The 20,205-nt window shown below is 70.1% G+C and carries 16 protein-coding genes; 5 read left to right on the top strand and 11 right to left on the bottom strand.

Annotated elements, in window-relative coordinates:
* Nucleotides 1-6: 6 nt before the first annotated feature.
* From ASG17_RS14775 to ASG17_RS14760, 4 genes are all read right to left on the bottom strand, one after another.
* On the bottom strand, nucleotides 7-1,146 hold the full coding sequence (locus tag ASG17_RS14775) for a hypothetical protein (RefSeq protein WP_056105328.1): 1,140 nt from the start codon (nucleotides 1,144-1,146) through the stop codon (nucleotides 7-9).
* A complete protein-coding gene (locus ASG17_RS14770; RefSeq protein ID WP_056105327.1) occupies nucleotides 1,143-1,811 on the bottom strand; it encodes an ABC transporter ATP-binding protein in 669 nt (222 codons plus the stop codon). The genes ASG17_RS14775 and ASG17_RS14770 overlap by 4 nt, the downstream gene beginning before the upstream one ends.
* A gap of 98 nt (nucleotides 1,812-1,909) precedes the next feature.
* Nucleotides 1,910-3,232, bottom strand: coding sequence for a UDP-glucose/GDP-mannose dehydrogenase family protein (locus tag ASG17_RS14765; protein ID WP_056105324.1), 1,323 nt, complete (start codon nucleotides 3,230-3,232; stop codon nucleotides 1,910-1,912).
* Between the two features lie 106 nt (nucleotides 3,233-3,338).
* Nucleotides 3,339-4,229: an ABC transporter permease gene (locus tag ASG17_RS14760; protein ID WP_162238806.1), complete on the bottom strand. Its 891-nt coding sequence runs from the start codon at nucleotides 4,227-4,229 to the stop codon at nucleotides 3,339-3,341.
* 112 nt (nucleotides 4,230-4,341) lie between these two features.
* Here ASG17_RS14760 and ASG17_RS14755 point away from each other — a divergent pair, with 112 nt between their 5' ends.
* The gene (locus ASG17_RS14755) at nucleotides 4,342-6,672 is read left to right on the top strand and encodes a glycosyltransferase family 2 protein (protein ID WP_162238805.1); all 2,331 of its coding nucleotides are present in this window, start codon (nucleotides 4,342-4,344) and stop codon (nucleotides 6,670-6,672) included.
* Here ASG17_RS14755 and ASG17_RS14750 read toward each other — a convergent pair.
* Both ASG17_RS14750 and thpR read right to left on the bottom strand, forming a co-directional pair.
* Nucleotides 6,647-7,210, bottom strand: coding sequence for a GNAT family N-acetyltransferase (locus ASG17_RS14750; protein WP_056105320.1), 564 nt, complete (start codon nucleotides 7,208-7,210; stop codon nucleotides 6,647-6,649). The two genes, ASG17_RS14755 and ASG17_RS14750, sit on opposite strands and share 26 nt — an antisense overlap.
* Nucleotides 7,207-7,743 (bottom strand): RNA 2',3'-cyclic phosphodiesterase, encoded by a 537-nt coding sequence (gene thpR / locus ASG17_RS14745; RefSeq protein WP_056105317.1) that lies wholly within the window; start codon nucleotides 7,741-7,743, stop codon nucleotides 7,207-7,209. Before thpR ends, ASG17_RS14750 begins: the two co-directional genes overlap by 4 nt.
* Nucleotides 7,744-7,870: 127 nt before the next feature.
* Between thpR and ASG17_RS14740 the strand changes: the two genes are divergently transcribed.
* Nucleotides 7,871-8,617 (top strand): Bax inhibitor-1/YccA family protein, encoded by a 747-nt coding sequence (locus ASG17_RS14740; RefSeq protein ID WP_056105315.1) that lies wholly within the window; start codon nucleotides 7,871-7,873, stop codon nucleotides 8,615-8,617.
* Between the two features lie 175 nt (nucleotides 8,618-8,792).
* Here the strand turns inward: ASG17_RS14740 and ASG17_RS14735 are convergent, their stop codons facing one another.
* Nucleotides 8,793-9,128, bottom strand: coding sequence for a DUF2794 domain-containing protein (locus tag ASG17_RS14735; RefSeq protein WP_056105313.1), 336 nt, complete (start codon nucleotides 9,126-9,128; stop codon nucleotides 8,793-8,795).
* Nucleotides 9,129-9,439: 311 nt separating this feature from the next.
* Entirely contained in the window at nucleotides 9,440-10,753 is a 1,314-nt protein-coding gene (locus tag ASG17_RS14730) for a trypsin-like peptidase domain-containing protein (protein WP_056105311.1), read from the bottom strand.
* Nucleotides 10,754-10,877: 124 nt separating this feature from the next.
* Between ASG17_RS14730 and ASG17_RS14725 the strand changes: the two genes are divergently transcribed.
* Nucleotides 10,878-11,924, top strand: coding sequence for a DUF3313 domain-containing protein (locus ASG17_RS14725; protein WP_162238804.1), 1,047 nt, complete (start codon nucleotides 10,878-10,880; stop codon nucleotides 11,922-11,924).
* On the opposite strand, the gene ASG17_RS14720 is transcribed toward ASG17_RS14725, so the two are convergent.
* Together ASG17_RS14720 and ASG17_RS14715 are read right to left on the bottom strand one after the other, a co-directional pair.
* Entirely contained in the window at nucleotides 11,908-13,326 is a 1,419-nt protein-coding gene (locus ASG17_RS14720) for a hypothetical protein (protein WP_056105308.1), read from the bottom strand. The genes ASG17_RS14725 and ASG17_RS14720 overlap by 17 nt on opposite strands.
* Nucleotides 13,327-13,338: 12 nt before the next feature.
* Complete coding sequence (locus ASG17_RS14715; RefSeq protein ID WP_056105306.1) at nucleotides 13,339-14,529, bottom strand: acyl-CoA dehydrogenase; 1,191 nt, start codon at nucleotides 14,527-14,529, stop codon at nucleotides 13,339-13,341.
* A gap of 135 nt (nucleotides 14,530-14,664) precedes the next feature.
* On the opposite strand from ASG17_RS14715, the gene ASG17_RS16010 reads away from it, so the two are divergent.
* Nucleotides 14,665-15,435, top strand: a complete 771-nt coding sequence (locus ASG17_RS16010) for a CatB-related O-acetyltransferase (protein ID WP_056105305.1) — start codon at nucleotides 14,665-14,667, stop codon at nucleotides 15,433-15,435.
* Between the two features lie 5 nt (nucleotides 15,436-15,440).
* On the top strand, nucleotides 15,441-19,181 hold the full coding sequence (locus ASG17_RS14705) for a glycosyltransferase (protein ID WP_056105302.1): 3,741 nt from the start codon (nucleotides 15,441-15,443) through the stop codon (nucleotides 19,179-19,181).
* Here ASG17_RS14705 and ASG17_RS14700 read toward each other — a convergent pair.
* On the bottom strand, nucleotides 19,178-20,140 hold the full coding sequence (locus tag ASG17_RS14700; protein WP_056105299.1) for an SDR family NAD(P)-dependent oxidoreductase: 963 nt from the start codon (nucleotides 20,138-20,140) through the stop codon (nucleotides 19,178-19,180). The genes ASG17_RS14705 and ASG17_RS14700 overlap by 4 nt on opposite strands.
* Between the last annotated feature and the right edge of the window lie 65 nt (nucleotides 20,141-20,205).

The raw sequence follows: 20,205 nt of genomic DNA, 5'->3' as shown, positions 1-20,205 counted from the left end.
GGGGGCTCATTCCATGTGGTCCCGGATGATGGAGTAGATCAGGGCGCCGACACCCCACAGGATGGCGCTGCCGAGAAGGACGCCGAGGACGTTGCCCAGTCGCACCCACCAGTCGGAGGTCGAGGGCTGCTGCGGCGGCACGTAGGAGACGATGTATTTGCGGTCGACGACCTGTTGACGACGGATCGATTCCGCGCTGGTCACGGCCTGCTGGTACATGGTCTGCGCGGTCTGGAACTCGAGCAGCAGGGTCTGGGCGTCGATGTCCTCGGCGGCGGCGTTCTCGCCCGGCGCGCGCTGGGCGCGGGCGACGGCGCGGTCACGCTCGGCCTCCAGGGCGGCGATTTCGCGCTCCATGCCCACCACCTGGGGCGCGCCCGGCTGATAGGTTTCGCGCATCGTGGCCAAGGCGGTGCGGCGCGCGGCCAGTTGCGACTCGATCGAGCCGACCAGGCCGATGGCCTGTTGCGCCGGGGTCTGGGCGGTGACGCCCGAATACTGGGAGCCCTGGTAGTTGGCTAGGGCGTCGCGGGCGCGCTCGAAGGCCGTGCGCTTCGTCTCGACGTTGCGGTCTGCTTCGATGATCAGGTCCCGGATCGCCCGTTCCGGCAGGCTGTTGACCAGTTCCTCGCTGAGCTGGATCACGCCGCGCGCCAGACGCGAGGCGTCCTCGGCCGTATAGGCGCTGACCTTGACGGTGGCGCCGGCGGTCAGCGGATCGGTCGTGACCTCGACCTTGTTCTTCCAGAAACGCGTCGCGCGGCTGAGCGAGGCGTCGGGCGACAGGCGGGCCGTGGGGTCCAGGCTGAAGCGGTTGTACGCCTTGTCGAAGCCGTACCGCTCCTTCAGCGCCTTCACCATGGCGTTGGACTTGATGTAGTTCTGGACGATCTGGCCGTCGGCCGCGTTCGACGACGGCGAGACGAAGCCCAGGGCGGCCAGGGCGTCGCCGCCCGACGCCTGGGCGCCGCGCACCGCGAACTCGCCTTCGGAATGGTACTGCGCCGGCGCGATCAGCAGCAGATAGATCAGGTACAGCAGCGCCGGGCCGAGAATGCAGATCAGAGCCGAACGCACCAGCCGCGCGCGCTGCATTGCACCGCGCTGGCGACCGGCCGAAGCGGCGACGTCGAGGGTCGCGCTCACTGAGCCATCCTCCGGGCCACGATTTCCATGTAATAATCCTCAGCCGCGTCCAGGTCCTGGAACGGCACTACCTGACCCTCGTCCAGCACCACGGCGGTGGTGCAGAAATCGCGGATCGTCGACATATTGTGTGACGTCATGATGAGATCGGACCGCGACTTCCGCCGAGCGAAGGCGTCCTGGCACTTTCGTCTGAAAGAGGCGTCCCCCGCACTCAGCCCTTCATCGATCAGATAGACCTGAAAGTCGATAGACATGCTGATCGCGAAGTTGAGGCGCGAGCGCATGCCAGACGAATAGGTCGAAGTCGGCTCGTAGAAATAGGGACCCAGGTCGGCGAAGTCGCGGACGAAGTCCGTCGTTTCCTGCAGATCGAGTTCGAACAGCCGGCACACGAACTTCAGGTTCTCGGCGCCCGTCAGGTTTCCGCTGTAGCCGCTGCCGATGCCCATCGGCGAGGAGATCTTCACGTCCTTGATGATCTCGCCCTTGTCCGGCCGCTCGACGCCGCCGATCAGGCGCATCAGCGTGGATTTGCCGGCGCCGTTCATCCCCAGCACGGCCGTGTTGGCCCCGCGGTAGAAGATCAGATTGGTCGGCTTGATGATCGGGCGCAGGCCGTGGCGCGTCCGGTAAGATTTCTCGATCCCACGAAGCTCGATCATCGCTTACGCGCACGCCCCCGTCGCACGAACCGGCGCGACGCATTCACCATAGACGGCGTCGCGCGCCGCGAGAAGGGCCGCGACCGGACGGATCGTGATCACGCGCGGCCGATCGAGGCGTAGATGAAGCCGGCCGCCTTCATCTCGTCGGGCCGATAGATGTTGCGCAGGTCGACCACGACGGGGCTGGTCAGCGCCGCCTTGACCCGATCGAAGTCCAGCGCGCGGAACTCGTCCCACTCGGTCAGGATGACCAGGGCGTCGGCGCCCTCGATGGCCTCGTACACGCCAGGCTTGAAATCGACGCCCGGCAGCAGCGGGCCCGCCTCGTGCTCGCCCTCGGGATCGAAGGCCTGGACCTTGGCGCCGGCCGCCTGCAGCGCCGGGATGATGTCCAGCGAGGGCGCGTCGCGCATGTCGTCGGTGTTCGGCTTGAAGGTGACGCCAAGGACGCCGACCGTCTTGCCCGAGACGTCGCCGCCCATGGTCTGGATGATGCGGTCCGCCATGGCCTTCTTGCGGGCGGCGTTGACCTCGACCGTCGTCTCGATGAGGCGGGTCGGGGCGTCGTACTGCTGGGCCGTGCGGACCAGGGCGATGGTGTCCTTGGGGAAGCAGGAGCCGCCGTAGCCGGGGCCGGCGTTCAGGAACTTGCCGCCGATGCGGCCGTCCAGGCCGATGCCGCGCGCCACCTGCTGCACGTCGGCGCCGACCTTCTCGGACAGGTCCGCCATCTCGTTGATGAAGGTGATCTTCATCGCCAGGAAGGCGTTGGCGGCGTATTTGATCAGCTCGGACGTGCGGCGGCCGACGAACAGGATCGGCGTCTCGTTCAGGCGCAGCGGCCGATAAAGCTCGCTCATCGCCGCCTTGGTGCGCAGGCCCAGTTCGCTCTCGTCGTCATTGACGCCCACGACGACGCGGTCCGGGCGCTTGAAGTCGTCGATGGCGGCGCCTTCGCGCAGGAACTCGGGGTTCGACACCACGGCGAAGTCGGCGCCGGGATTGACCCGCTTGATGATGGCCTCGACCTCGTCGCCGGTGCCGACCGGCACGGTCGACTTGTTGACGATGACGGTGAAGCCGTCGATCAGGCCGGCGATCTCCTCGGCGGCGGCGTAGACGTAGCTGAGGTCGGCATGGCCGTCGCCTCGGCGGGTCGGCGTGCCCACGGCGATGAAGACGACATCGGCGGCCTTGATGGCTTCGGCCCCGTCCAGAGTGAAGCTGAGCCGGCCGGCCTTGACGTTGTCGGCGACCAGATTGTCCAGGCCCGGTTCGAAGATCGGGATTTCGCCCTTCAGCAGGCGCTCGATCTTGGACGGGTCCTTGTCGATGCAGACGACCGAGTGGCCGAAGTCGGCGAAACAGGCGCCAGACACCAGGCCCACATAGCCTGTGCCGATCATCGCTACGCGCATGGAGGTATCCCTGAAGTCTGGCGGCCCGAATAGTCACCGGCGGCACGCAAGTCCAGCGTGCAACGGGGGTCGGCGTGGGTGAGGCGCGGCGTGTGGCGCCCCGGCGTCAGCTGCCGTCCACGTCGTATCCGCCCAGGTGATACAGGGCGTTGATGACCAGGCCGATGAACAGGCAGACCGTCCCGAACCAGAACGGATACCAGGGATCGAACAGGTCGCTTTCGAACCCGTAGATCGCGGCGTCGCGGATCCATTCGATCAGGTGCGCCACCGGATTCCACTTGATGACGCCGCGCAGCTCGGGCGGCAGCGAGGCCATGGTGAACCAGACGCCCGAGGTGAAGAACAGCGCGCGGGCGATGAAGCGGGTGATGTCGCTCCACTGCTGGAAGATGCGGCCGATCTGGGCGCTGAGGAAGCTGATGCAGAAGACGAAGTAGGACAGCATCACGAACGCCATCACCAGCTCCAGCGGCTGCTTGAACCAGTGGGTGATGGCCAACCCGACGAAGGCCCTGGCGCCCATCATGATGATGACGACGATCACCACTTCGCTGACCAGCTCCGTCCAGACGCGCGCGGAAACGACCTCCAGCGGGCCGATCTGGCGGAAGTTCATCATCGAGCTGCTTTTGATCGCGCTGCCGGCCGAGGTGATGGCGTGGCGAAGCAGGAAGACGGGCACCATGCCGGTCATGAAGAAGATGATCAGGCTGTCGCCCGCGGCGGCGGGCCGTCCCAGGAACTGGAAGATCGCGATCATGCCGCCCAGACGCAGCAGGGGCGCGATGATCATCCAGATGGCGCCGGCCGAGCGGTGGCCGAACCGCGCGGTCGCATCGCGCAGCACGATGGCGTAGGTCGCCCTCAGGCTGTGCCGCAGACCGCCGCCGAACCGGGTGGAGATGAAGCGCACGTACAGCAGGCGGATCTGCGCGAACAGACCATCGAGCACCGCTTCACGGCGCGATCCGGCGGGAATAGGCGTGAAACTCATGTCAGCGGTCCGACCGCTCCCCGCGCGACGACAAGGGCTTTCCATGCACTGACGCGCGCAGGGGCGCAAGGCGATGCTTCCGCGCATCGGCGACTGCGGGCATAGCTGCGTCATGTCCGCCGCATCCCCGCCGCCGAAGAAACCCCGCGCGGGCTGGCGCGCGCGCATGGCGGCGTTGGCCGGAGTCAGGGCGCCGGTGCCGATCGGCGTGGCGGTCTCTGGCGTCGTCAGCGGGCGCATCGCCTTTCCCACGGCGGACGTGCTCGCCGAGGGCGACGGCTGGTCCTTCGCGGTCGAGGGTCCGGAGGCGCTGCGGGTGCGGGCGGCGGAGGGTCCAGTGGTGAGCGGACGGCTGCGGCTGGACCTGCGGTCGCCGGGCCATCTGCGGTTCGGGTGCCAGCTGGTGATCGCCGTGGGGACTGAAAGCGTGGCGCTGAGGCTATCCGAGCCGATGGCGCAGGCGTTCGTGGATGCGCCCGAGCCGGCGGCGTTGCGGATCACGCTGCGGCTGGTCGGGCGGGGTCGGATCGGGCCGGGCGACCTTGAGTTGGCGCTGGTGTCTGTGGAGGAGGATCCCGCCCAGGCGCTGGCCTTTGTGGATGCGCGGCTGGCGGCGGGGGATGCGGCCGGGGCGATGGCGACCCTGGACGCGGCGGTTCGATCCGGGGCCCGGTCGGCGGAGGTCGCCAAGCGGGCCGAGGCGGTCGGCCGGGCCGCCGGGCCGGGACCGGGCCTGATCGATCTGTGGGACGCCCTGATCGGCGAGGACGGGCCGGCGGCGTGGCGGGCCCGGCGGGATCTGGCGCGGGTCGAGCTGGACGAAGCGGGGGCGGCGAACGGGCGACCGGTCGGGGAGCCGGCGGACGTGCGGATGGCGTTGGCCCATCATGCCCTGGGCCTGGGCGTGCAGGCGCGCGCGGCGCTGGAAGGATCGGGGGACGACGGCGCGGCGCGATGGGCCCTGGCCGGGCTGGATCGGTTCGAGGGACGGCCGGACCGGGCGCTGGAGCGGCTGGAGGCCCTGGCGGCGGGCGGAGCCTGGGCGCCGGGTCTGGCGGCGATGCAGGCCGAATTGCTGGCCGAGGCCGGACGAACGGGCCAGGCCCAGGCGGTGCTGGACGCCGCCTCGCCGGGCGACCGGATCGATCTGGCCCGCGCCAATCTGGCGCGCGGGGCGGATCGGCTGGAGGCGCTGAACAAGGTTTTCATGCGGCACGGGCTGGCGCCGGTGACGCCGACGACGCCCGCAATGCTGGACGCCCTGACCACCCAGGCGGCGGCGCGATCGATCACGGGGCCGCGCGTGAGCGTCATGGTGCCGGTGTTCAACGCCGAGGCGACGCTGGCGACGTCCCTGGCGTCGGTCGCGGCGCAGACGTGGGCGGAGCTGGAGGTGCTGATCGTCGACGACGCCAGCACCGACGGCACGGCCCGGGTCGCGCAGGCCTTTGCCCGACAGGACCGCCGTTTCCGCCTGCTGCGCAACGATCGCAATCGCGGGCCGTACCATTCGCGCAACCGCGCGCTGGCGGAGGCGAAGGGGGTCTTCGTGACCTGCCAGGACGCCGACGACTGGTCGCATCCCGAGCGGATCGAGCGGCAGGTCCGGGCGCTGGAGGCGTATCCCGACTGGATCGCGGCCCTGGCGCGCTGTGCGACCTGCACCCCCGATCTGGTCTTCGCGCCGCGATCGCGCGTGCCCAGCCCCCTGCGCTGGAGCCTGCCCAGCCTGATGGTTCGACGGCGAGAGGCGATGGCCGGCGTGGGCTATTGGGACGAGGTGCGGTTCGGCGCCGACAGCGAATATCTGGCCCGGCTGGCCGCGCGGTTCGGGCCGTATGCGGTGGGGCGGATGACGGACGGGCCGCTGATGCTGATGCGCCAGTCGCCGGACAGTCTGACGGCCTCGGCCGGCGGCGGGCTGGAGGGGGTGGGCCACACGCTGAGGATCGATTATCGCCAACGCTATCAGGCGGCTCATGCGGGCGGCGCCCTCAAGCGGGATCGCGGCAGCCCCCGCCCCTTCCCTGTCCCCCCGCATCTGACCGAGCGATCCGAGCCGCGCGCGGTGTTCGAGCGGCTGCTGGCCGGGGACTTGCGCGAACCGGCGACCGTGGCGCGCGCGCGGGTGCTGGACGGCGACGATGTCGGGCTGGTTCACACGCCGCTGTGGAGCGACCGGCCGAACCGGCCGCTGGCGGCCGAGGTGCGGGGGCTGAAGGCCGATCTGGTGACCGCCGAGCGGACCGCGCAGGCGGCGCGGCTGACCCTGCTGGACGCTCGCGCCTTCGAGACGCCGCTAAGCGGACTGCCGGCGCTGTCGGTCGGGGTGGTCGAAGCGGTAGACGATCCGGCGGTGGATCGAGAGGCGGTCGAGGCGACGGCGCGGGCCCTGTTCGGCGCGCCCGTAGTCTGGATCAGCCAACCAGCGTCGCGCGGTTGATTTTCCACGCCGCGCGATCCTGGCCCCATTTGTTGCTCGGCACATCCTGATACGGGGGCGGCAGTTCGGTGGGGCCGATCAGGACCGAGCCGAGCCGCCGGGCCAGCGCCGCGGAGGGGTGGTTGTCCGGGTCGATGCAGTGGATCACGTCGTCCCAGCCGATCACGTCGAAGGCGTAGTCCATCGTGGCGACGGCGGCCTCCAGCCCATAGCCCTTGCCCATGCCGTCGATATGCAGGCCCCAGCCGACCTCGTTGCCGGGCCAGCCGTGCGGCTTCCACGGACCGATCCGGCCCATCCAAAGGCCGCTGGACTTCTCGATCAGCGAGAACATGCCGACGCCGGTCAGGGTCCATGACCCGACCATGGTCATCATGCCGCGCCAGGAGGCGGCGGGGCCCATCGGGCCGCCGATGTATTGCGACGAGGCCGGGTTCTCCATCGTCTCGGCCCAGCGCGGGAAGTCCTCCAGCGCCGTGGGGCGAAGGATCAGGCGGGCGGTCTCGAGGGTCGGGCCGGGGGCCTGGCTGAGCGTCACAGGGGGTACTCCCGTTCCAGGGTGTAGACGCCCCCATCCGGCGTCGTGACGCTGGAATAGAGGCCGAAGCGGTCGATCTGGAAGTCGGGCGACTTCAGCATGTTGTGGCCGGCCATCCAGGCGCCGATGCGGTCCGGGTCGGTGTGCGGCTTCAGATAGGCCAGGGTGACGTGCGGCCGGTAGATGCGGCGCTCCATGGCGATTTCGGCGCGTTCGCCCGCCGCCTTGCATCGCCCGTGCAGCACCTCCAGCGCCGGGGTCAGGCCGACGCCGGCCCAGAGCGTGCGGGCGCGGTGGCCCTCGCCGAAGGAGCCGACGCCGTTCAGGCTCAGCGTCAGCGGCTCGCCGCGCACGCGTTCCAGTTCAGAGGCCAGGTCGTCCGCCCGCCGCTCGTCCATCTCTCCGTAGAAGCCGAGGGTGATGTGCAGGTGATCCGTCGGCCGCCAGCGCGCGCCCGGCAGGCCGGTCTGGCGCCGCTGAAGCGTTTCGGCGATGTCGAAGGGCACGGCCAGGGCCGTGAACAGGCGCAGCATGCGACGGTTGGTAGCGGGCCTTTGCACCCCCTGAAAGCCCGGATTCGCTTGCGGAGCCGGGCATCCGCCCCGATATCTGACGAAAGCTGGACGATGACGTCCGGCATTTGGGAGAAAAGAGCTCGCGATGAGCGATTTTAGAAACGGTTACAGCGCCCCGGTCGCCACCGCCGACATGTCGGTCGACGCCGGCCTGCGCAGCTTCATGCTGGGCGTCTACAACAAGCTGGCGCTCGGCCTCGTGGTCGCGGGCGGCCTGGCCTTCCTGACCGGCAACTATCCGCCGGTCCAGGCCCTGCTGTTCGGCGTCAGCGCGGACGGCCGCGTCGGCCTGACGATGCTGGGCATGATCATCCAGTTCCTGCCGCTGGTGCTGCTGTTCGGCTCCATGTTCTTCATGAAGAACCCGACGGCGCGCGGCGTGAACATGCTGTACTGGGCCGTGGTGGCCTCGATCGGCGCCGGCATGGGCCTGCTGTTCCTGCGCTACACGGGTGAATCGCTGGCCACGACCTTCCTGGTCACGGCGGCGGCCTTCGGCGGTCTGAGCCTGGTGGGCTACACGACCAAGAAGGACCTGTCGGGCATGGGCACCTTTCTGATCATGGGCGTGATCGGCCTGGTCATCGCCTCGGTGGTCAACATGTTCCTGCAGTCGGGGACGTTCTACCTGATCATCTCGGGCCTGGGCGTGCTGATCTTCGCGGGCCTGATCGCCTACGACACCCAGCGCCTGAAGATGACCTACTACGCCTTGGGCGGCGACCAGCAGGCGATGGGCGTGGCCACCGGCTTCGGTGCGCTGAGCCTGTTCATCAACTTCGTGAACCTGTTCCAATTCCTGCTGGCCTTCATGGGCGGCAACCGGAACTAAGAGGCTTCACGGCCGGACGAGATCGAGGGCCTCGGCGGAAATGCCGGGGCCCTTTTTCTTGGCGGGTGGGAAGGGTGAAGAGTGCCAGTGAGCGAGGGGTGAGCCAGTCGATCAGTGTCAGCTCACGACTTGCTCACTGGCACTCTTCACCCAAGGCAGGCGCCGCCGCCTGGCCCTATTCCACCACCTGGAACTTGCGGCTGTCGAAGACCCGAAGCACCTGCGGGAGCTCGTGCCCGCGGCGCAGGATCTGGCCGCCTTCGCCAGTGACCGACCACTGGCCCTGGCGCGCCTGGAGGGCGGGGCGCTTCTCGATACGGTAGGCTGGGGCGTCGCCGGTGCGGCGGAAGACGGCGAACTCGGCCGCCTCCTTGCCGCCGATGATGCCATAGTCGCGCCATTCGCCGGCGGCGACCATGCGGCCGTAGATCCGCAGGATCAGGTCCAGCTCGCGCCGGTCGAAGAAGACGGACGGGCCGGCAGCGGCAGGCCCTGATGGGTCCAGGCTCATGGAGGGAATCTAGGCCGATGGCGACGAAGCGCCAGCCCGGGAAGCGTCGTCTGCGGAAAATCGTGCGGAACACGAAATGGCCCCGTTCCGGCCCTTCGCCCGCCGGCTTGGACCGCGAAATCTGCATCATCGACCGGTTGGAGTTCGGAGCGATCCGGGTCCCTGAACAGCCCCCCCAGCCCCCCTGGGTTGCTCCAGTATCAAGCTCCTCCGGTCGATGCTTCCTCCAAGCAGACGCCCGCTCCGCCATCCCCCCTCCCGGCGGAGCGGGCGTTTTGCTGTCCGGGGGTTGGCGGAGCCCGGGCGGCGGTTCAGCCCGCCAGCGTCAGGCTGACGCTCTCGCCCGCGCGCAGGACCGTCAGGGCCCCGGCCGAACCCTCCAGCGCGGTCGCCAGATCGGCGGCCGAACCGACGCCCGTCTCGCCGGCCGCCGTCACAACATCGCCGGCCTGCAGGCCCGACTTGGCCGCAGCCGAGCCGCTTTCGACATACTGGACCTGGGCGCCCGCGACATCGCCCGGCGCATCGCGGAAACCGGCGCCCAGGGCGCGCACGCTGCTGACGCCGCGCCAGATGCGGTCGCCGGCTGGCGTCGCCACGGTCAGGTCGGTCGACTGTTCCCGCCCGTCGCGCAGATAGACCAGCGGCAGGGTGGAATCGGGCGCCGCGACGCCGACGCTGGCCTGGACGGAGCCGGCGTTGGCGACCGGGCGGCCGGCGACGCGGGTGATGACGTCGTTGCGGCGAAGGCCCGCCCGTTCGGCCGGCGAGCCGGGGGCCACGTCGTCGACGATGGCGCCGCGCACGATACGAAGGCCCAGCGCCCGCGCCCGTTCGGCGGTCAGGGAGCCGAAGATGGCGCCGGTCTTGCCGCGCTTGACCTCGCCGTGGGTCCGCAACTGGCCGACGACATACATCATGATGCGGGTCGGCACGGCGAAGGCGATGCCGTCGTTGCCGCCGCCGAAGCCGCCGGACAGGATGGAGGTGTTGATGCCGATCAGCCGACCCCGGCTGTCCAGCAGCGGCCCGCCCGAGTTGCCCGAGTTCACCGCCGCGTCGGTCTGGATATAGTCCTCGACCGCGTCGCCCATGCCCGACCGGTTCAGGCCCGAGATGACGCCCATGGTCAGGGTCTGGTCCAGGCCCAGCGGATAGCCGACCGCGAAGGCCAGATCGCCGGATCGCAGGTTGTCGGAGCTGGCGATCTCGACCTGGTTCAGGCCGGTCGCCTCGATCTTCAGCACGGCGATGTCGGTGGCCTTGTCGGCGCCGATCAGGACGGCGTCGAACAGGCGGCCGTCTGTCATGTCGACCGTGAACTTCTGGCCGCCGTCCACGACGTGGTTGTTGGTGACGATGATGCCCTGGGCCGCGTCGATGATGACGCCCGAGCCGCCCATCAGGGGCTTGGGCTCGGTCTCGCCGGTGGTCGGCCCGCCCGCCGACGACAGGGTCGTGACCTGCACCACCGCCGGCAGGCTGCGCTCCAGACCCGCCGCGAAGGTGAAGACCCCGCGCCGCGCGTCGAACGGCGGCGACCCGGCCGTCTGGGCCGCGGCGGCCCCGCCGATGCTGAGGGCGATGGCCACGGCGGAGGCGGCGGTCAGAAGGCGGAACGTCATGCGGTTTCCCCGAAGAGCGCGTTCAGCCTAGCGCGACTTTCGGTCGCTGACGATGGCGGATTCGGCGATGTGGAGCGGGGCGGACGACCGCTATGATGTGCCCTCCCCGGAGCCCCAGACACTGATGCGCCACCTGATCGTCCCGACGCTGGCCATGGCCGCGCTGGCCGCCTGCCAGACGGCGCCCAAGCCGCAATCCGGCTTCCTCAGCGCCTATGACGGCCTGACCGAACAGACCGGCACCATCCGCGCCTCGGTACGCGAGCGGCGGGACGATGGGGCGGCGGCGGGCATCGAGCGCCTGTTCATCGAACCGGCGGTCCTGCATCCCGGCGCGGCCGAGGGCCTGGACCCGGCCGACGTGGCGCTGGTGCTGTCAGAGGTTGACCGGCAGATCTGTTTCGAACTGAGCGAGCGGTTCACCGTGCTGGGCGCCGCCGATCCGGCCGCCGCGCGCGTTCGGACGGCGGTGACCGGCGTGCGGGCGACTGGACAGGCGGGATCGGCCGCATCGGCGGTGGCCGGCTACTTCATTCCCGGCCCGATCGGCCTGCGCGCCCCCGGCACAACGGGCGGCCTGGCGGTCGAGAGCGAACTGGTCGGACCGGACGGGCGCCAGGCGGCGGCGTTGGTCTGGGCCCGGGACGCCAATGTGGTGGGCACCGACTCACCGTCCCTGTCGCGGGTGGGCGACGCCCTGCAGCTGGCCGAGCCGATGGGCGACGCGGTCGGCGACGCTTTCGCCCCCAAGGATCGCAAGCCGCGCCGCATCGCCGAGCCCGATCCCTGCCGCCGGTTCGGCGCCCGGATGCAGCCCGTGGGCTTCCTGGCCGGCATGGCGACCGGTCTCTATGTGCCCGAGCTGAGCGGGACGGGTGTGCCGAAGGACGCCGACGGGGCGATCGGCGAGGAGCTGAAGGGCCGCACGACGATGAGCACCTTCCCCGACGGCTCGGTCGTCTACATGGCCTACGGCGCCGACGGCCAGTTCACAGGACGGATGGGCGATGCGACCTGGTCCGGTCGGTACACGGTCGCCGACGGCAAGCTGTGCCTGCGGACCGCCAGCGAATCCGAGTGCTGGCCCTACGCCGAGCGCCTGGTCCCCGGCCAGGAACAGGTGGTCACCGGCCCTGAAGGGCAGAGGGTGGTCGTCAAGCTGCTGGACTGACCGGGCCGGCCGCGATGGCCGCGGCAGAGGGGGTGCTGGACGACTTCAGCGGGACCTCGGCCAGTTCGGGGATGTCGATCAGGCGGCGGAACAAGGTCGCGGCCTCCCGAACCTCATGCGGCAGACCCAGCATGGCGGTGAAGATGGCCCGGCAGTTGAACGGCATGTAAGGCTCGCCGTAGAAATCGCGCTCCAGCAGGATCATCGACTGCCAGGCGCCCATGCGGTGCTCCCAGTAGAACAGGTCGAACGGGTCGATCAGGCGCGCGGCGGACTGGAAACCGGTCACGGCGTCGAACTCGGCGAAGGCTTCGGTGGTCGCCGCCATCCATCGCTCGTGACCCCAGGCGTCGAAGCGGGCGCGGGCCGCCGGGCGGGCGTTGTCGTAGAAGTGCCCGGCCATCTGGTCCGGCGTGGTCAGGTCGCGCCCGTGGCGACGATGGCGGGCGTAGAAGACCCGGCCGATCTCCAGCAGGTTTCCGGACGCCACCGCACGGCGCCCCAGCGCCTCGGCCAGCGGTTCGATGCAGCTGAGGTGGTGGCTGTAGTAGGTCGCCTGCTTCAGTCGGACGCGGGTCTTGGGCGTCGGTTTTCGCTCCAGCACCGTCTTGTGGCGAAGCCCCAGGGCGGCGGCCAGCAGCCGGGCCACCGCGATGTCCTCATGCGTATGCGGACCTCGGTCGTAGGTGAAGGTCAGGACGTCGACGCCCGCCTTCCAGGCGGCGACCGCGACAGTGCGGCTGTCGATGCCGGCGGTCAGGCCCAGGGCGAACTTCGGCCCCTTGCGCAGGGCCGTCGTGGCGAAGGTCTCGACCCGCGCCTGCGCCGTGTCCAGATCGAGGACGGGCGGAGACGCGCGGGGCCAGAAGCGCGACACCGCGTGGGTCTTCAGGTCGATCAGGGTGTTGGGCGTGAGGATGCGGACGCCCGGGATCGGCGTGTGATTGCCGGGAAAGCCCATGCCGAAGGGCATGTCGATCGGCGGGGCATCCGACAGCAGCCGGACGTGCGAGGCGATCGCGTCCCCATCGTAGAAGATCGTCCGGCATCCGGTGGCGTCGGCCAGGACGCCCTGCCGATCCGGCGTGCGGAAGAAGACGGCGTGCCGGCCCGCCTGATGGTCCAGCATCTCGAAGAAGGCGGCGTCCGATCGGTCCAGCGCGCGCGCCAGCCGCACGGCCGCATCGGGCTCCTGCGCATCGACGGGCGTCGTGACGTCATCGCAGCGGCCCAGCACGGCGACCTCGGCGCGGCCCACGCGGGCGTGGACGCCAGGCGCCCGCACGTCGCAGAACAGGCCGTCGAAGGCCGAGGCGACAAACTCGGCCGGCGGATTGGGCCCGTAGTAGAAGCCGCGCGGGAAGCGGCCCTTCGTCAGCGCCGCCGGGCCGACCTTCGCCATCGGGCCGACGTCCTAGAAGGCGCTTTCGCCCGTGATCGCCCGGCCCAGGATCAGGGCGTGGACGTCGTGGGCGCCTTCGTAGGTGTTGACGGTCTCCAGGTTCATGGCGTGGCGCATGACGTGCAGTTCGCCGGTGATGCCGGCGCCGCCGTGCATGTCGCGAGCCTCGCGCGCGATGGCCAAGGCCTTGCCGCAGTTGTTGCGCTTCATCATCGAGATGGCCTCGGGGCACCAGTCGCCATTGTCGAGGCGGCGCCCCAGGGCATAGGCGCCCTCGAAGCCGAGGAAGATTTCGGTCTGCATGTCGGCCAGCTTCTTCTGGACCAGCTGGCGGCTGGACAGCGGGCGGCCGAACAGCATGCGCTCGGCGACATAGTCGCGCGAGGCGTGGAAGCAGAACTCGGCCGCGCCCATCGCTCCCCAGGCGATGCCGTACCGCGCCTTGTTCAGGCACGAGAACGGCCCGCGCAGGCCCTTCACGCCCGGCAGGATGTTGGCTTCCGGCACGAAGACGTCGTTCAGGCCGATGTCGCCGGTGACGGAGGCGCGCAGGCTGAGCTTGTCGCCGATCTTGTCGGTGGTGAAACCGTCGAAGTCGCGCTCGACGATGAAGCCTCGGATCATGTCATCCAGCTTGGCCCAGACCACGGCCAGGTCGGCGATGGGCGAGTTGGTGATCCAGTATTTGGCGCCGTTCAGGCGATAGCCGCCGTCCACCGCGACCGCCTTGGTCTTCATCGAGGCGGGGTCGGAGCCGCCGTCGGCCTCAGTCAGGCCGAAACAGCCAATCAGTTCGCCGGCCGCCATTTTCGGCAGGAAGCGCATCCGCTGCTCCTCCGAACCGAAGGCGTAGATCGGATACATGGCCAGCGACGACTGCACCGACATGGCCGAGCGATAGCCCGAATCCACCGCCTCGACCTCGCGCGCGATCAGGCCGTAGGCGACGTGGCTGGCGCCCGCGCCGCCGTATTGCTCGGGCAGGGTCGCGCCCAAAAAGCCCATTTCGCCCATCTCGGTCATGATCGACCGATCGAAGGTCTCGTCGCGGAAGGCGGCGACCACGCGGGGCAGCAGGCGATCGCGGGCATAGGACCGCGCCGCGTCCTGGATCATCCGCTCGTCGTCGGTCAGCCGGCCGTCCAGGTCCAGCGGATCCTCCCAGCGGAAGGTCTTGGCGGTGGAGGCGGCGCCGTCGGCCATGGGTCGTCCCTGAAGAAACTGGCCGCGAGAAGGGCGGCGGTGCGCCCGTTTAGGCCAGATCGCGCGTCTGCGGTAGTCGCGCGAGGTTGAGCTTGGCCTCAACCTTGCCTAATCCGGACCCTGGAGGAGCCCAGAATGCAGAGCCAGGCCACGCTGCCGCTGACGGTCAAATACAACCGGCACATGGAGGGCTTCTTCGTCTCCAACAACATCTTCCTGATGCACGCCAACAAGGTGCGCGGCGTCTTCGCCATCGGCGACGACATCACCCTGACCGCGCCGGTGTTCCTGGAACCGAACTCCACCCAGACCCGCAAGGCCTTCGTGTCGATGGGCGCCTGGAGCTACACGCGCAGCCCGCTGGAGCAATCGACCCAGGTCGGCCGCTACTGCTCGATCGGCAAGGACATCATCGTCCTGGGGATGGACCATCCGCTGGACCGGCTATCGACGCACCTGTTCACCTTCAAGGACGACTGGCTGCGCAAGATCGGCAAGGACTTCGACGCCATGCCCGAGGCCCAGCCGGGGCACGAGCCGTACCGGGGGCCGGTCATCATCGAGAACGACGTCTGGATCTCGCAGCGCTGCTCGATTCGGCCCGGCGTGCGGATCGGCACCGGCGCCGTAGTCGCGGCGGGCGCCGTGGTGTCGAAGGACGTGCCGCCCTACGCCATCGTGGGCGGGGTGCCGGCCAAGATCATCCGCTATCGGTTTGACGAACAGACCATCGCTCGGCTGCTGGCCTCGCAATGGTGGCGGTATCACATCAGCGACTTCGCCGGTCTGGACACCTCCGACCCCAACCGCTTCCTCGATCAGTTCGAACCCAAGATCGCCGCGGGGCTGAAACCCTACGAACCCGGCGCCTTCGACCTGGCCTGGGAACTGCAGTCGCGGGCCTGAGGGGCGTGGCGGAAGACAAGCCGCGCCATTCCCTGAACCCCAACACCGAGGTCGGCCTGAGCGGCTGGGCCGTCGATCCCGCGCATCTGGACCGCAGCATCACCCTGGCCGTGGCCGTGGACGGACGCGCGGTGGCGACCCTGCTGGCAACCCGCCCGCGCAACGGCGTCAAGAAGCTGTATGGCGGCGATGGACGGCACGGCTTCGTCAGCGTGCTGCCGCTGGAACTGTATGACGGCGTGGCCAAGCCGATGCGGGTCGAGCGGACGGACACCGGTGAGGTGCTGTTCGACGCCGTCGCCCCCTTCGCAGATCTGCGCTGGAGCGGGACGGTCAGCGGCCTGATGCGGGCGGGCAAGAAGGGGCTGGAGGGCTGGGTCGTGGACCGGGCCGATCCGGACGCGTCGGTCACGGTCGAACTGTGGATGGACGGGCGGCGGCTGTTCGACCTGGCCGCCGATCAGGAGACGGACGCCCTGCCCTATCCCGAGGGCCCGCGGCGCCGGCACGGCTTCGCGGTCGCCTGGCCGGGCGCCGCGCTGGACGGGGCCGAGCACCGGTTCGAGATGCGACTGGCGGGCCAGCCGGAGGCGATGGTCCCCGTCGCCGTGCGCCCGGATGCAGGCACAGGCCTGAGCTGGACCGGCGACTTGACCGTGCAGGACGGACGGGTGAGCGGCGTGCTGCTGGCCGAGGGGGCGGGGTCGTTCGCGGCGCCTCTGTTGCTCGGCGCCGGCGAGACGGTGCTGGCGCGGCTGTGGGTGCGCTCGGGCCAACGGATCGATGCGCCGTTGTTCGTCGATGGGCCGACCCGGCTGGACGGACCGCTGACCGCGACCCTGGACGGGCGCGACGTCGCGCTGCGGTTCGGGGCGGACGGGTCTGGGCGATGGATCGCCGACTGGCGGCTGGAGCCGACGACGGGCGTGGTGGAGGGCTGGGCGGTCGATCTGGCCGGGCCGCCGGCGGCGCTGGAGGTCACGCTGGTGGTCGACGGCGCCTCGGTCCTGACGACGGTAGCAGGCCTTGAGGGCGGATATCGTTTCGATCTGGCCGACGCGCCGCTCCGCGCGCCCTTCAGCGAGATCGAGGTGCGCATCACGGGCAGGGAGACGGCGCCGGGACGGACGGCGCGATACAGCCGCGGCGGTCCGACCTGCGAGGTGACGGGGGCCGCGTGGCGCGACTTCCGGCTGGACGTCAGCGGTTGGGCGCTGGACTTCACGACGCCCGCGACGCCGGTGGCGGTCGAGTTGCTGCTGGACGGTCAGGTCGTGGCGACCGCGTGGTCGGACCCGGCGGCCGACCCGCCCGGCGCCTTTTCGGTTAGCGCCCTGACGGGCCCGGTCGGCCTGGCGGATCGCGCGGGGGTGCGGATCGCAGGCGGCGCGCCGGCGCGGCTGCCGACCGTCGAGATGGCGACCGGTCCGGCCGTGGAGGCGGCCCCGGAGACGGGGCCGGAGGACGAGATCATCGGGCTGCTGGAGCAGGTCGGAGACGCGGTCGCGCGCGGCTGGATCGCCAATGCCTCGCAGCCGGCGGCGCGGCCGCAGGCGGTGCTGTGGCTGGTCGACCGGCCGCTGGCTGTGGCGGCCGGCGGATTCGAGGTGGATGAGGCGGAGACGGCGCCGGGCGCGCAGGGCTTCGTCTTCCACCTGCCGCCGGACCTTCCCCGGGCGGCGTTGAGCCGCCTGATCGTCCGGCCCGCGATCGGGCGCGGGCATCTGGGTGCGGCGGATCGACGGCTGGACGCCGGAAGCGTCGACCTGACAGGGGACACGGCGCCGGGCGATGCGCTGGCGGTTCCGCCGCCGGTCGATGGCGCCGTAAGCGTCCTGGTGCTGGCGCGTGCGGGGGCGCAGGCCGTGGCGGCCTTGCTGGACAGCGCCCTTCGGCACGAAGCCGGGGGCCACGCGTGGATCGTGCTGGACGTCGGGACCGACCCCGAGACGGACGCGGTCTGCGAAAAGGCGCGTCGCGCCGGCCTGGACGTCCGCCTGCGGCGCGTCGCGGCCCATCATCTGGGCGAGGCGACCTTAGCCGTCGCGGCCGAGCTTTCGTCCGAGACCCTCGTCGTCATGGGCGATGACGTGCGGCTGACCGGCCCGGTTTTGGGCGCGCTGAGCGGGGCCCTGGCGCTGACGGGTGCGGGCATGGCGGGCACGACGACCGTGCAGCGGCTGGGCGCCGCAGAGCTGGAGACGGCCGGACGCCGCATCGTCGCGACGCCGGACGGCGGGACACGGCGGCCCTATGAGACCGCGAGCGCCGGGGCGTCCGGCCCCGCCTGGACCGCCCTGCCCTCGGATGGTCCGGTGGCGCTGCGGCGCGCGACCTTCATCGATCTGGGCGGACTGGACGACGCGGTGACGGCGTGCGCGCAGACGGCCGACCTGGCGCTGCGGATGCGTGATCGGCTGGGGCTGGGCGTCGTGACCCTGTCGGACCGGGTCGAGCTGGCTTCGGACCTGGAGCCTGTCAGGGATCGCCGCGCCCTGACCTTCGGCGCGCGGTGGGACGCGCCCCTGCGCAGCGGCCTGCGAAACCCCGACACGATCACCGAACTGACGGGCGCGCGGCCGGTCGTCGGCCTGATCGTCGATGAGGATCAGCACGCCGCCGTCGCACCGGACGGCTGGCGGGTCAGGCGCCTGCCGCCGACCGCGTGGAGCGATCTGGGCGAGGTGGATGTCGCCGCCGTGATGTGCCCTGCCTTCGACCCGGCCGCCGTCGTCAGCGCCCGGCCGCACCTGCGCCTGATCCATCTGGCCGAGGGCGATGATCTGGCCGCGCGTCTGACGGCCGACGAGGGCCTGCGCATCGCCATCAAGACCCCGGCCCGAAAGGGTCAGGAGGCGCACTGGGGCGACTTTCATTTCGCAAACAGCCTGGCCGACGCCTTGATCGCCCAGGGTCACACGGTGCGCGTCGATGTGCGGGACGACTGGTATGGCCCGCTGTCGGCGACAGACGATGTGGTGGTCGTGCTGCGCGGGCTGGCCGTCTATCGGCCCCAGCCCCACCAGACCAATCTGATCTGGATCATCAGCCATCCGGAGGCCGCGCCGGTCGCCGAACTGGCCGGTTACGACCACGTCTTCGTGGCGTCCGAACCCTACGCCGTGACCCTGGCCGCCCTGACCGATCGGCCGGTCGAGGCGCTGCTTCAGTGCACGGACCCGGTGCGGTTCAACGCGCAGGTCGATACCTCGGGCATGCCGGACGACGACCTGGTCTTCGTCGGCAATGCGCGGGGCGTGTTCCGTCCGGCGGTGCAGTGGGCGTTGGAGAGCGGGCGGACGCTGGCGCTGTACGGTCGGGGCTGGGAGGGGCTGGTTCGGCCGGGCGCGGTGCGCACCAACTATGTGCCGAACGAGATCCTGGCCTGCCTGTATCGCGCCAGCGGCGTGGTGCTGTGCGATCACTGGGACGACATGCGGCGGCTGGGCTTCATCTCCAATCGCGTGTTCGACGCCCTGGCGGCCGGCGCCGTCCTGGCCACGGATGCGGTCGAGGGGCTGGAGGCGGTGTTCGGGTCGCATACGCCGCCGATCGTCGCCTCGGCCGAAGACGTGGCCAAGGTCGCGCGGGACGCCGATGCGCTGAGGCTGAAGGCGAAGGCCGCGTCCGACTGGGTGCTGGCGAACCACACCTTCGCCAACCGGGCCGAGCGGATCGTTGAGGTCGCCGAAGCGGCGCTGGCGCTGAAGCCGGTCTTGAGGCCGGTCCTGAAGCCGCGCGCCTAGCGGCGCGAACGCCACCAGTCGGCGAACCGCCCCAGCCCCTCGGCCAGCGGCACCTTCGGCTGATAGCCGATCAGGGCCTTGAGCTTGGAGATGTCGGCATAGGTGGCGGTGACGTCGCCCGGCTGCATCGGCCGCAGCACCTTGTCCGCCTTCAGCCCCAGCGCGGTCTCCAGCGTCTCGATCATGTCCAGCAGGGCCACCGGCTGGCTGTCGCCGATGTTATAGATCTCGTGCCCGCCCGCCGCCGGCGGTTGGTCCAGCACCCCGACCACGCCGTCGACGATGTCATCAATGAAGGTGAAGTCCCGCGCCATCCGGCCTTCGCCGTAGACCTCGATCGGCTCGCCGCGCGTCATGGCCTCGGCGAACTTGTAATAGGCCATGTCGGGCCGGCCGAGCGGGCCGTAGACGGTGAAGAAGCGCAGGCCCGATTGCGGCAGGCCGTAGAGAGTCGAATAGCTCTCGCTCATCAGCTCGCACGAGCGTTTGGTGGCGGCGTAGAGCGAGACGGGGCGATTGACCTGTTCCGTCTCACGGAACCCCTGCCCGCCCATCGGCCGATCGCCGTAGACCGAGCTGGACGAGGCGTAGACCAGATGGCGCACGCCGTTGTGGCGGCACGCCTCCAGGATCGACAGATGGCCGGTCATGTTGGAGTGCGAATAGGCGAATGGCGCGTCCAGCGAATAGCGGACGCCCGCCTGGGCGGCCAGGTGGACCACCCGCTCGACGTCGGCTTCGGCCACCAGCGCATGCATGGCCGCATGGTCGGCGATGTCAGCCTGGACGAAGCGAAAACCTTCGAGGGCCGACAGCCGCGTCAGACGCTCCTGCTTCAGCGCCGGATCGTAATAGGCGCTGAGATTGTCGACGCCCACGACCGTACGCCCCGCCCGGACCAGCCGCTCGGCGACATGCATGCCGATGAATCCGGCGGCGCCGGTGACGAGGACGGTCATCGAATCCCTGGTTGGCCGCCGATTCCGCATCGGCGCGGCCCCTGCTTAGCAACCGGGGCGGGGGG

Origin of the sequence: Brevundimonas sp. Leaf363 (assembly GCF_001424025.1) — a bacterium.
GTDB lineage: Bacteria > Pseudomonadota > Alphaproteobacteria > Caulobacterales > Caulobacteraceae > Brevundimonas.
Note: the sequence above shows the minus strand (reverse complement) of the source record. Positions and strands in the feature narration are given on the sequence as shown.